We start from the raw sequence: 11,858 nt of genomic DNA, 5'->3' as shown, positions 1-11,858 counted from the left end.
GCCTGCTTCGCAAAGGCAGCCTGCCGCTTTCACAATATTTGCACAATGCTTGCGCAATTCCTGCACTTTTGCGCTCTAGCTTGATGTGTAAGTCCACTAATGGCACATCAGTGAGGAAACCCTATGGCCTTCGCGACAACAGGCTTCACAAAAACCACTCTGGCTAGCTGGCTGTTGTGCCTGCTGACTATCCCTTCAACTCTTGCCCAGCAGCGGCCTGCTCCGCCACCGGGTCAGCCGCGCCCGGCAGATCCGGCTCCACCTGTCAGCGCTTTGGATGAAGAGTTGCGCGAGCTGATCAGCAACTTAAGTCTTGAGCCCATTGATCCCGCGTCATTGGCACTACCCAATATCAACGATCCGGTGGCACAGCTGGGTAAAAGACTGTTCTTCGCCAAAAATCTGGGCGGCGAGGGGTCAGTGGCCTGTGTCAGCTGCCATCATCCTGCATTGGGCGGTGGCGATGGCCTTAGTCTTTCGGTGGGCGTGGATGCGGTTGATATGTTTGACCATAGCAGTTCTGACCTGCTCGGTCAGGGACGCTTCCAAGGTGAGCAAGAGCATAATTTGCCACTGGTGCCACGCAATGCCCCCACGGTATTTAACCTGGGACTTCAGGAGCGCAATATGTTTTGGGATGGACGCATCGAACGCCTGCCTGATGGCACTATCAGCACGCCAGATTCAGGGGCAGGTCAACCGGATACCAACCTGGCTCAGGACGCCACCTTGGCATCAGCCCAGGCGAGATTTCCGGTGACATCAGTAGAGGAGATGCGTGGTGAATTTCTGCCTGGTATCGATAATCAAACTCTGCGCGAGGCATTGTCTGAACGCTTTGATAACAGCTTGCCCGACTTTTTTAGCCAATGGCCGTTGGCCTTTGAGCGGGCTTATGGCGATCAAGAGGTGAGTGTTGATCGCATCAGCCATGCCCTGGGTGAATACCAGCGCTCTATGCTGTTTGTGAACAATCCCTGGCAGGCCTATCTGCGCGGTGATAACAAAGCCATCAGCGACTCGCAAAAACGTGGCGCGTTGTTGTTCTTCCGGTTCGGCAGTCAGGGGGGCGCCAGCTGTCTGGCCTGCCATAACGGCGATACCCTTTCCGATGGACGCTTCCATCTGGTTGCCTTCCCCCAGATTGGCAACGGAAAAGTAGAGATTGATGGCTTGGCCGCCGATAACGGGCGGGAGGCGATCACGGGCAATGAAGCAGATCAGTACCTGTTCCGCACACCAAGCCTGCTGAATGTCTCTGAAACCGGTCCTTATGGCCATGCCGGTGCGTATCGAAGGCTGGAAGATGTAGTTCGTCACTACACCGGGCCTGGTGCGGCTATCGATAAACTCTTTGCCGCCAAGGAGGGACAGCCCTTTATGCCCGAAAATGGGGAGCAAGTGCCCTTTTGTAAGCTGCCGCAAATTCAGGACATCCTGCAAAAAACCGGACAAAGCTGCGACGCCCTCTATCCGGATGCCTATGCCAGCTCGGTGGCCGCGGCGGAGCGTCTGGAGAAGGCCCGTACAGGTGATGCTCAATCCAGTTCGTTCCTGTTGTTCGATACCAGCCTGGATGATCAGCAGATTAAAGATTTGGCGGCCTTCTTAAGGGCCCAAACCGATCCCTGCGTGAAGGACCGTCGCTGTCTGACACCCTGGATTGTGGAGCCAAAAGACAGAGTCGCCTTCCCCGACGATAACCCGTTAATTGGTCATGACCGGCGCGGTAGGGCTTTATAGAAAAGGGGAGCTTCGGCTCTCCTTATTGATCACCCACTCAACGCCAAGATCTGAAAAGCCTTTCTATAATTTCTTACGCCATTAAAGAGTAAGGCGGGTCTTATGTATCCACTGATTCAGGACAGGCGCAGTGCCGGTAAGGCCTTAGCGCAGCAGTTGCAAGACTATGCCAACAGAAATGATGTCTTGATCCTGGCATTACCCAGGGGCGGCGTACCTGTGGGTGTTGAAATTGCCAGGTCGCTCTGTGCACCGCTGGATGTCATGTTGGTGCGTAAGCTCGGCCTGCCTTTTCAACCGGAGTGTGCCATGGGTGCCATCGCCGCGGGCAATGTAAGAGTGCTGGACAAGGCACTAATCCATAGCAATAACATCACAGACTAGGAAATCGAAGAGGTTGCCCAAAAGGAGCAAGCCGAACTCGCAAGGCGGCAACAACGTTATTGCAACAATAAGCCCTGGCCTGATATCAGTGAGAAGGTGGTGATACTGGTGGATGATGGCATTGCCACCGGTGCAACCATGCTCGCGGCAATCAAGGCGCTAAAAAGCCAGCACCCAAAAGAACTAATATTGGCTGTGCCGGTTGCAGCAAAGGAGAGTCTGGAAAGGCTCATTCCATCGGTTGATAAAGCGATTTGCCTGCATACCCCGCATCCTTTCTATGCCGTGGGGCGGTGGTATCAGGAATTTGATGCGGTATCTGACGAAAAGGTGCTGACGCTGTTGTGCGAAGCGAATTAGGGGTAGAACCACACCGGTTTCTACCCCACAGACCACATTATTTTGCGGACGATGCCATATAATCCAACGTCAGATTAGTGAGCAGCTTAACACCAAGCTTCATCCCCGATTCATCAATCTTAAACTCTGGGGTGTGGTGGGCTGGCGCTTGCTCCTTGGGTAAATCGAGGGGCTTGCCACCAACAAACAGATAAAGTCCAGGCACTTCCTTCTGGAAGAAAGAGAAATCTTCCGCACCAGTTACCGCTTTCACCTCCTTGGCTTTATCGGGGCCCGCTGTGCGTTGCAATGTCGGCAACATCTTATCCATCAGTGCGGGGTCATTAAAGGTCACCGGATAGCTGTAATCCAGCGGCAGATCGATTTCCACTTCGGCTCGCATGCTCTCGGCGATGGCCTTTGCTTTGCGTGGCAGGGCCTCGTAAATATGCTTGCGCATAGGATCATTCAGAGTTCGGATAGTGCCGACCAACTCCACTTCGGAAGGAATAATATTGGAACGATTGCCACCATGGATGGAGCCAATAGTGATAACGGCCGCATCTTCGGTAAGCGCCAGCTCACGACTCACAATAGTTTGCAGGCCCATAATAACCTGGGCGGCAGTGGTCACCGGATCCACGCTCAACCAGGGATAGGCGCCGTGAGCTTGTTTGCCCTTAATCACAATTCGGAAAGGGTCTACAGCAGCCATAATGCCGCCATGACGATATTCTACCGTGCCCACGTCGGTGTCAGCACTAATATGCAGGCCAAATACCACATCCACATCAGGCTTTTTCAGAACCCCTTCTTTGACCATGATCTCGGCACCACCCACTTCACCGCGAGGCGCCCCCTCTTCAGCGGGTTGGAAAATAAACTTCACTTTACCTTTCAGTTCAGACTTCATATCGGTCAGGATCTTGGCGGCGCCCATCAGCATGGCCATATGGGTGTCATGGCCACAGGCATGCATCACCGGGACCTTATTGCCATTGTGCTCTCCGGTAACCTTTGAGCGAAACGGCAGATCGTTTTGTTCCAATACCGGCAGACCATCCATATCCGCACGCAAAGCCACTACCGGGCCAGGCTTGCCCGAATCCAGAATGGCCACGACCCCGGTTTTCGCGACACCCGTTTGTACCTCTAAACCCAAGCCGCGCAGGTATTTTTCAATATATTTGGCAGTTTCAAATTCACGATTTGAGAGTTCGGGATGTTGGTGAAAATGACGACGCCATTCAATCACCTTTGGCTCGATTTGGGTGGCTCTTTGTTCTACATCCTGTGCGGTGGCTAAGGCGCTGAATCCTAACAGCGCCAAACAGAGGCTGTGTTTATGCATTTGATTCTCCGGGGTAAAATTTCACTTTAGGGATTAACCTGTCAGAGTCAAGCGCAACCAAAGTCGCATTTCTTTTGTATCAGCCCTTGAATCTGATCTGAGACGCCCTAAAACTTAACATAACCATCCCATTAGATGAGTGGAGAGTCAGTGGCACAAACATCGGGGGCCTCATGTCAGTAGTTCATCAGCACAATGGTTTTGCTCTGGTGGCAGAAGGCGGCGGTCAGAAAGGGATTTTTACTGCAGGTGTATTGGATATTTTCCTGAAACACCAGTTTTGGCCCTTTGGTCTCAAGGTCGGCGTGTCGGCAGGCGCACAAAATCTGGCTGCCTATTGCGCCCGGGCCAGCCGCTACGCCCATTCTGCTATTGCCGAACTCACCACCACCCAACAATTTTTCCAACCGGCAAAGTTTTTTATGGGTGGCAATTTGATCGACCTGGACTGGTACTTTCACCAGGTTGAACATGATGATGACTTTAAGTTTCCTACGGACCCGGCAGATCTGACCCCCGAGTCTAACTTTTATTCAGTTGCAACCGATGCCGAAAGCCTGAAAGCACATTATCTGCATACTTATGGCAGCAACTTGTTCCCTCATTTAAAAGCCTCCAGTGCCATTCCGTTTTTATATAAGCCTGGCGTGGTCTTGGATGGACACAGATTGATTGACGGCGGTGTAGCCGATCCTATTCCGGTGCGCTGGGCTTACGAACAGGGTGCCAGGGATATTGTAGTGATCCGCACTGTTCCCCCTGATTTTGATGGCCAATCACCGATGTTGGACAGACTTAAACCCATCCTCAGACGGGTCAAACAATCCCAGCGCATGCTGGAAATGTATCTGCTTTATCAGGAGCGTTATGCTCAGGCGCTGGAGTTTATCCGCCACCCACCTGAAGGGGTTCGGGTATGGGAAATCGCGCCCACAGAAGATTTAAAAAGCATGGTGTTGGGTTCCACCAGTCAGATGCTCAGTCACGACTACCTGATGGGCAAAAGGGAGGGCGCCAGGTTCTTACGACAATGGCGCCGTGAGCAGCGCAAGCAGGCATAAAGCCTTAGCCGCCCTTTTTTAATCTCTTAGTGCAATGGCGTGGTCAGCCGCTTCTCGAGCATGGCTAACAACCTGTCACCGTCTACCTCTAAACAGACTTTCTGCATGGGCAGATCCTCCCAACCCGGGTAGGCATACTTGCGGGTGCCGGGCGCAAAGGTGGTTTGACCCATGGTGATGCCTTCGGTCACTACGCGCAACCGGCCGGATTGGGTTTTAAACAGACTAGGATCCAGCACATAAGCGATACAAGAGGGATCATGCACCATACAGCCGGAGATCCCCACTGTCTGACGGTAAAATTCGATATAGAAATCCGAGGCCTTCTTAAGGAACTTGCACTGCTCGGTATTACTGCCGGCGATGCGATCCATGGCCTCATGGGTCAGCAGCACTTTGCTGGTCACATCCAGTCCAATCATCACCAGAGGCCACTTGGCAGTCATCACTTTGTCAGCGGCATGGGGGTCACCGATGATATTGGCTTCGGCAACCGGGGTCACATTGCCCGGTACATAGGTAGCGCCACCCATCAGCACCACCTCTTTGACTTTCTCGGCAATGTCCGGTGCCTGCTCCAATGCTCTGGCAATGTTGGTCAAGGGCCCCAAGGGGATCAGTGTGACTTCGCCGGGGTACTTGCGTACCTGTTCAATAATAAAACTGACCGCATCCTGATCCTGTAATTTACCTTTAGGCGCCGGCCAATTGATATTGCCAAAACCATCATCGCCATGCACAAAATCAGCATAAGGCGCAGGGGTGCGGGAAACTGGCACTGCTTCGCCTTTATACACTGGCACATCAACACCGGATAATTCCACCAGGCTTAAAGCATTGGTGGCGGCTTGCTCTACCGACACGTTGCCAAATACGGTGGTCAGTCCCAGCACTTCCAGCTCCGGACTGTTAAAGGCCATCACGATGGCCAGGGCGTCATCAACACCGGGATCCGTATCGATAATGATCTTGGTTTTCATGCATTCTTCCTGTTCTTGATAAAAGCCTCTACTTCCAACAGGGTCGGAATGGAGGGAATAGCGCCCTGCCGGGTCACGCAAATGGCGGACGCAGCGGCGGCGCGGGTCATAGATTCTTCAACCGACAGCGCGGCGGCGCGCGATGCCAAAAAGTAACCGATAAAAGTATCGCCAGCAGCTGTGGTATCGACCGCGTCTACCTTAAAGGCGTCCACGCGAGCCGAGGTTTTTTGATCTTCATAGCGCGCCCCTTTGGCGCCCAGAGTGATCAAAAGCGACAGATTAGGCGCCTTTTGTTTAAGCATGGCAAGGGCTCGTTCGGGATCATCTACACCGGCAAGATCGCTTAACTCCACCTCATTAACGATCAGCAAATCCAGGTAATCGAGCATGTCCAGGGTCAGATCTTTGTCCATCGGGGCTGGATTAAAGGCCACCTGCATGCCTCTGGCTTTGGCCACTGTGGCGGACTCTTGCACCAGATTAGTCTCATTTTGCAGCAGCAGCCAATCATGGGAGTTGGCCTCGCCAAACTGCTGTTCGATCCATTCCATGGTCAGCAAACGGTTACAGCCCGGGAACAGAATAATGGCGTTCTCGCCCTCGGCATTGATTTGGATAATAGCATGGCCAGTGGCCTGCCCGGGTATCAACATCAAACCGTCAGGCGCAACCTGATATTCGGCAATCAAACTCCTGACCTGCACATCGTCTTCGGCAACTGCGCCGATATGGTGCACCCAGGCACCTGCGCGCACAGCTGCAACTGATTGATTGGCGCCTTTACCACCCAGAAAGCGTTGATAATCCCTGGACGACAGCGTTTCACCAGGGCGCACGAAATGAGGGACGGAATAGCAATGGTCCCAGTTAATGGAACCGAGATTATAAATGGCCATAGATGATTTTCGCGGGCCTTGGCCCTGCTCCTTGCTCGTTTTTGCCCGGAACATAGCAAGAAAGCCGGGATTTTGCCAAGGCTTGTTGAAATACCAGGCTTGAGGTTTATTGCATTGGTGTCCTAAGCAATTGTCTTTTCGTTATTTTTGAAATACTGCTTAAATAATTAGCAGCACAGCAAAGGGATAGGAACAGCACACAAAATGAACGCAGAAACCGCCTCAGAGTCCGACAGTTTATTGGACTACCAACAGCTCCGTGGGCAGATGAAAAATGGCGATATATTGTTGTTCAAAGGGGCCAGTGCGTTTTCGCGCTTAATCCGTTGGGCCTGTAAAACCGACTACTCCCATGCCGGTATCGTTGCCTGGTGGGGAGACAGATTAATGGTATTGGAAGCCACGGCCCCAGGCGTCGTTGTCAGCCCCATCTCCAAAAACCTGGAGCATTATCCGGGCGGTATCGACTACTTTCGTTTGCAAGAAAGCACCGAGTTAAGCGCCGAAAAGCGACAAGAGATGCTGTACTTTGCCTTAAAACAACTAGGTAAGAAGTACGCTACCTGGCGCCTCTTCCCCTTCTTCTTCAAGTTGGTCACCGGTACCTTGAAAAAAAGGCGCGGCTGGCAACCCCATGATATTGCCTCCAGCTACTTTTGCTCAGAATACGTATCGGCCATTTATAATGCCGGTGACCTGGATTTGGATATTCTGCAGCCCCATCACTTTACGTCGCCAGGCAGTATCGCCAAATCTCCCTTGCTTGAGCGGGTGGGTAGGCTGAGATAGTGATACATACACCATACTTGAGGCTGTTGCTGATGGCTGGCTTTACGTCTTGTGTCATCGCCAAACAACCGTCTCCCTTGCTTATCAGCTACATTGAGCATCCCACTGCGTCATTCCTGAATCAGTTATTAAAGGACGCATACGCAGAATTGGGCTTGCAGCTGCAATTCGAACCTATGCCATTTGAACGTGGACGGCTAATGGCCATCCGTGGAGAGGTAGATGGATTAGCCGCGCGGGTGGGTCCCATTGCAGCCGACTTGCCCAATATGATTAAGGTAAAGGTGCCGTTGCTGAAGATCTCCATCCACCTTATTTGTTCGCCGCAGGCCGCTTGTGATAATCAGGTACTTGAGGATCCCGCTACCACGGTGGCCGTGCCTTCAGGTAATAACCATGCCGATGTGATCATGAAAGAACATCGGGCCAAAACCTTAGACATGAAGGACCTACAGCAAATAATGGCCATGCTTGCCAATGGTCGGCTGAGCTATGGATTATTCGTTATCGCAGACAGACATGATCCCCAGTTGGGCAGTATTCAAATCGCCCAGCCTCCGTTAGAAACACAAGTCGTCTATCATTATCTACATGTCAAACATATGGCCTTGCTACCGGATTTGGAGAAATCCCTGGCTAAGGTGGTCGCCGCAGCTGACAGTGTTGACAGGTAGTGGACACTATCCTTAGTTGGGGTGTCGAAAAGAGCAATATTGCACCTGGTGACAATCACAAAATCCATCAGGGCCTTTTTTAACGGCCAGCCAAACAGCTGGTAGAGGGGGACAAGATGTTGGGATTAATGGATCCTACCCTGGCCAAGGTTGATGCCTTTGTCGATGGGCAATGGCTTAATCGAGACAAGCGCTTTTCGGTGCGTAATCCTGCCAATGGTAAGGTGCTGGCCGATGTCAGCGAGTGCTCTGCTGAAGAAGTAAAAATGGCTGTTGATGCTGCCCACCGTGCCTTTCCTGAATGGGCTGCCAAACCCGCCGCCGAACGTGCCAATCTCTTGTATGCTTGGTACAAGCTGATGATGAATCATCAAGAGGACTTAGGGCTCATCCTCACTCAGGAGCAGGGCAAGCCATTGGCCGAAGCTAAAGGCGAAGTGGCCTATGGAGCAGGCTTTGTGCAATGGTTTGCCGAAGAAGCCAAGCGCATATACGGGGATACCATCCCAGGCCCAAGTAACGACAAACGTTTGGTAGTGATCAAACAGCCAGTCGGCGTAGTCACCGCCATTACGCCCTGGAATTTTCCCAATGCCATGATTGCCCGTAAAGCGGCAGCCGCTCTGGCCGCGGGCTGCACTTTCGTGGTTAAACCCGCTTCCGAGACCCCACTTTCGGCGCTGGCCATGGCTGAGCTGGCCCGTCGAGCAGGTATTCCACCCGGGGTGTTTAACGTGGTTACCGGCAAAGATGCCAAAGCCATAGGCAAGGTGCTGACCGAGCATCCCTTGGTGCGCAAATTTACCTTCACCGGCTCTACCGGCGTGGGCAAAGCACTGATTGCCCAATGCGCCGGCGGTGTGAAGAAGGTCAGTATGGAGCTTGGCGGTAATGCGCCCTTTATTGTGTTTGACGATGCCGACCTGGATGCGGCCGTAAAAGGCCTGATTGCCAGTAAATTCCGTAACGCCGGGCAAACCTGCGTCTGTGCCAACCGTATTTTTGTGCAGCAAGGGGTGTATCCCGAATTCAGTGAAAAACTCACATCAGCCATTAAAGAACTTAAAGTAGGTAATGGCCTGGATGAAGGTGTCACCATTGGCCCGCTGATTTCCGAATCGGCAGTGGATAAGGTACAGGAACTGATCAATGAATCGGTCAGCCAGGGAGCCAGAATATTAATTGGCGGCAAGTCCACAGATATGGGCAAACTGTTTTTCGAGCCAACTCTTCTGGGATTGGTCAGCAACCATATGCCCATCGCCCAGGAAGAGATCTTTGGCCCTGTGGTGCCCATGATCCCTTTTGTTACCGAGAAAGAAGCCATCCAGCTTGCCAATGACACTGAATTTGGCCTGGCCGCCTATTTCTATGCACGTGATATCGGCCGGGTATGGAGGGTTGCCGAAGGCCTGGACTACGGCATGGTGGGCATTAACGAAGGCGCCATCTCCAACCCGGCCGCGCCCTTTGGCGGTATGAAACAATCCGGCTTTGGCCGCGAAGGCTCCAAATACGGTCTGGATGATTATATGGAAATTAAGTATTTGTGTATGGGGGGGATCTAACTTAAGTCCCTTCGCTTGAAACCAGGGCTTTGGCCTACCCTGCTGGGCCCTGTTTATTTTTTGACAATATTTTCACAAAGCAAATTTTCTCTCCTACATTTCTCATAATGTGTGTCTATATTTCGGTCAGGAGTAGATGACGACCGTCAACTACCTTAATTGAAATGTTTGTTGTTACTTACCATCCACCCAACCCCAAGAGGAGAGCTATACGGTAGTAGTGATAATTCCCGAAAAGAACTTTTTGCTTATTCTTAGTTTGCAGTAATGAACGAGCACACTTACATATGAAACTAGGAGTCCAAGATGAAGAAAGTACCCCTTGGCTTTAAAAGCCCTGTAATAAAAGCTCTAATCGGAGTAACCGCTTTCGTGTCCTTTATGGCAAGTGCGGAAATTGCGGTTATTGTCCATCCATCCAATGCAAATGCTATCGACAAGGCAGCCATAGAAGGGATCTTTATGGGAAAACGCAATAAATATGACGACGGAAAAGTTGCCATTCCGATTAATGGATTAAAGGAGTCCCCTACCAGGGACAGCTTTAACGAAAAAGTTATCGGTCGCAATAGCAGCCAGGTAAATGCCTATTGGGCAAAGCTGGTTTTTACGGGTAAGGGAACCATGCCTCAAGAGCTTGCTAACGATGCAGAAATCATTTCTACGGTCGCACAAAATGAAGGAGCAATAAGTTATGTCGATGCTTCTTCGGTAAATTCAACCGTGAAAGTTGTGGCAACTTATTGAGGAAAAGACTATGAAAAAACATATCTACTTGATTGCCCTGGCTATCTCTCTGTTTTCAACACAAGTCTTCAGTGTAAACGTTGAATTTAGCGGTTATGGTTCAATTGTTGCCGGTAAGACTTTTGGAACCGTTGATGACCCAATAAATATTGGAGAAAGAAGAGACGAAATTTTTACTGCCGACTTCTATGACGTTGGTCAGTACAATAATGATTTTTCTTTTAAACCTGAAACCGTTTTTGCCTTGCAGGCCAAAACAAAGCTTTCAGATAATGTATCTATTACCGCACAGCTCGTTTCTAAGGCAGTAGACGAATTCAGTCCGGATTTAGACTGGTTCTACTTAACCTATAAGCTCAATGAAGATTGGACATTTATGGCTGGCCGTCGGAATATTCCAATGTACTACTTCTCGGAGTTTTCTGAGGTTGGTTATGCTTATCCTTGGATCAGACCACCTGCAAACCTTTACTGGTGGCAAGTCACCCAATTTAATGCAGTGCAGGCCCTGTATACCTTTGTGTGGGGCGAGTACAACCACACGGTTAATTTCTTCTATGGCAATGAGTACTCCAAAGACAACAAGGAAATGTTGTTTTATGAGAGACTATATGGAACCGGAGCTTCATCCGTAGATGAATTCTGGACAGACATTACCGGCTTTAACTGGAACGTCTCCGGCGAATATTTTGATGTTCGATTTGTTTACTTTGTCAACGATAGGGACAGAGACATATTCTTTCCCGATGGTTCGATGACAAGTAATCGACATTTTTCACAGTCATTTATCGGATTTGGCGGGACAATCAACCTATATCCGTTAACCATTCTGTTTGACTATAATTTTGTGGATTATGACGATGTCAGAGGAACTGAATTCCCGACTTATCTGATATCCTTGGCGTACAGCATTGACGAATTCCAACCTTATATAAGCTACTCAAAGGCCGATCATGAGCGCACTAAAGCAACACCACCTACCGAGGATCTAGAAGAGCACTATTTGCTAAGCGTAGGTTTAAGATATGACTTTATTCCAACTGCGGCCTTTAAAATCCAGTTAGACAAATTTGTCGACCAAGGTCATGCACCTACCGGATGGAATTACCACGGGGACTCTACGGCGTTAACATTTGGCGTCGACTTTATCTTCTAGTGGTAGTCGTCAACTTAAGATTAGTTGGGCAGGGACGCCCAGATCTAGCGAATCCCCTCATAAAACAAAGCAGATTCAATAAGATAGACACGCATGGTGCTAAATGATCTAATTCATTTCGCCAAAAACCAACTAGAAATCAACACCATGCGTGATATTGCTATCTT

12 protein-coding genes are annotated in these 11,858 nt (G+C 50.6%); 9 read left to right on the top strand and 3 right to left on the bottom strand.

Annotated features, from left to right (window positions below; translation table 11 throughout):
- Positions 1-123: 123 nt before the first annotated feature.
- From P2G88_RS17765 to P2G88_RS19460, 3 genes are all read left to right on the top strand, one after another.
- Positions 124-1,743 (top strand): cytochrome c peroxidase, encoded by a 1,620-nt coding sequence (locus P2G88_RS17765; RefSeq protein WP_275798473.1) that lies wholly within the window; start codon positions 124-126, stop codon positions 1,741-1,743.
- Positions 1,744-1,845: 102 nt separating this feature from the next.
- A complete protein-coding gene (locus tag P2G88_RS19465) occupies positions 1,846-2,127 on the top strand; it encodes a phosphoribosyltransferase family protein (RefSeq protein WP_345798886.1) in 282 nt (93 codons plus the stop codon).
- A gap of 3 nt (positions 2,128-2,130) precedes the next feature.
- Positions 2,131-2,487, top strand: a complete 357-nt coding sequence (locus tag P2G88_RS19460; RefSeq protein WP_345798887.1) for a phosphoribosyltransferase family protein — start codon at positions 2,131-2,133, stop codon at positions 2,485-2,487.
- A gap of 37 nt (positions 2,488-2,524) precedes the next feature.
- Here the strand turns inward: P2G88_RS19460 and P2G88_RS17755 are convergent, their stop codons facing one another.
- Positions 2,525-3,817 (bottom strand): amidohydrolase, encoded by a 1,293-nt coding sequence (locus P2G88_RS17755; protein WP_275798470.1) that lies wholly within the window; start codon positions 3,815-3,817, stop codon positions 2,525-2,527.
- Positions 3,818-3,990: 173 nt separating this feature from the next.
- On the opposite strand from P2G88_RS17755, the gene P2G88_RS17750 reads away from it, so the two are divergent.
- Positions 3,991-4,878 carry a patatin family protein gene (locus P2G88_RS17750; protein ID WP_275798467.1) on the top strand — a complete coding sequence of 296 codons (888 nt, stop codon included), beginning with the start codon at positions 3,991-3,993 and terminating at the stop codon, positions 4,876-4,878.
- 26 nt (positions 4,879-4,904) lie between these two features.
- Here P2G88_RS17750 and P2G88_RS17745 read toward each other — a convergent pair whose 3' ends face one another.
- Both P2G88_RS17745 and P2G88_RS17740 read right to left on the bottom strand, forming a co-directional pair.
- Positions 4,905-5,858, bottom strand: a complete 954-nt coding sequence (locus P2G88_RS17745) for a nucleoside hydrolase (RefSeq protein ID WP_275798464.1) — start codon at positions 5,856-5,858, stop codon at positions 4,905-4,907.
- Positions 5,855-6,757, bottom strand: a complete 903-nt coding sequence (locus P2G88_RS17740) for a ribokinase (protein ID WP_275798461.1) — start codon at positions 6,755-6,757, stop codon at positions 5,855-5,857. The genes P2G88_RS17745 and P2G88_RS17740 overlap by 4 nt, the downstream gene beginning before the upstream one ends.
- 204 nt (positions 6,758-6,961) lie before the next feature.
- Here P2G88_RS17740 and P2G88_RS17735 point away from each other — a divergent pair, with 204 nt between their 5' ends.
- The 5 genes from P2G88_RS17735 to P2G88_RS17715 all read left to right on the top strand — a co-directional run bounded on the left by P2G88_RS17735 (position 6,962) and on the right by P2G88_RS17715 (position 11,691).
- Positions 6,962-7,546, top strand: a complete 585-nt coding sequence (locus P2G88_RS17735) for a YiiX/YebB-like N1pC/P60 family cysteine hydrolase (protein ID WP_275798459.1) — start codon at positions 6,962-6,964, stop codon at positions 7,544-7,546.
- A gap of 32 nt (positions 7,547-7,578) precedes the next feature.
- On the top strand, positions 7,579-8,220 hold the full coding sequence (locus P2G88_RS17730) for a hypothetical protein (RefSeq protein WP_275798457.1): 642 nt from the start codon (positions 7,579-7,581) through the stop codon (positions 8,218-8,220).
- 116 nt (positions 8,221-8,336) lie between these two features.
- A complete protein-coding gene (locus P2G88_RS17725) occupies positions 8,337-9,788 on the top strand; it encodes an NAD-dependent succinate-semialdehyde dehydrogenase (RefSeq protein ID WP_275798454.1) in 1,452 nt (483 codons plus the stop codon).
- Between the two features lie 306 nt (positions 9,789-10,094).
- Complete coding sequence (locus tag P2G88_RS17720; protein WP_275798452.1) at positions 10,095-10,535, top strand: phosphate ABC transporter substrate-binding protein; 441 nt, start codon at positions 10,095-10,097, stop codon at positions 10,533-10,535.
- Between the two features lie 10 nt (positions 10,536-10,545).
- Positions 10,546-11,691 (top strand): hypothetical protein, encoded by a 1,146-nt coding sequence (locus P2G88_RS17715; protein WP_275798450.1) that lies wholly within the window; start codon positions 10,546-10,548, stop codon positions 11,689-11,691.
- Positions 11,692-11,858: the final 167 nt, after the last annotated feature.

The sequence above is a fragment of the Aliiglaciecola sp. CAU 1673 genome, assembly GCF_029223185.1.
Taxonomy (GTDB): Bacteria; Pseudomonadota; Gammaproteobacteria; order Enterobacterales; family Alteromonadaceae; genus Bowmanella.
The sequence above is the reverse complement of the archived record's forward strand: the minus strand, read 5'-3'. Positions and strand labels throughout refer to the sequence as shown.

Coding starts and splice junctions, on each gene's coding strand:
- P2G88_RS17765 (WP_275798473.1), top strand. CDS start 124: ATGGCCTTCGCGACAACAGGCTTCACAAAAACCACTCTGGCTAGCTGG.
- P2G88_RS19465 (WP_345798886.1), top strand. CDS start 1,846: ATGTATCCACTGATTCAGGACAGGCGCAGTGCCGGTAAGGCCTTAGCG.
- P2G88_RS17755 (WP_275798470.1), bottom strand. CDS start 3,817: ATGCATAAACACAGCCTCTGTTTGGCGCTGTTAGGATTCAGCGCCTTA.
- P2G88_RS17750 (WP_275798467.1), top strand. CDS start 3,991: ATGTCAGTAGTTCATCAGCACAATGGTTTTGCTCTGGTGGCAGAAGGC.
- P2G88_RS17745 (WP_275798464.1), bottom strand. CDS start 5,858: ATGAAAACCAAGATCATTATCGATACGGATCCCGGTGTTGATGACGCC.
- P2G88_RS17740 (WP_275798461.1), bottom strand. CDS start 6,757: ATGGCCATTTATAATCTCGGTTCCATTAACTGGGACCATTGCTATTCC.
- P2G88_RS17735 (WP_275798459.1), top strand. CDS start 6,962: ATGAACGCAGAAACCGCCTCAGAGTCCGACAGTTTATTGGACTACCAA.
- P2G88_RS17730 (WP_275798457.1), top strand. CDS start 7,579: ATGGCTGGCTTTACGTCTTGTGTCATCGCCAAACAACCGTCTCCCTTG.
- P2G88_RS17725 (WP_275798454.1), top strand. CDS start 8,337: ATGTTGGGATTAATGGATCCTACCCTGGCCAAGGTTGATGCCTTTGTC.
- P2G88_RS17720 (WP_275798452.1), top strand. CDS start 10,095: ATGAAGAAAGTACCCCTTGGCTTTAAAAGCCCTGTAATAAAAGCTCTA.
- P2G88_RS17715 (WP_275798450.1), top strand. CDS start 10,546: ATGAAAAAACATATCTACTTGATTGCCCTGGCTATCTCTCTGTTTTCA.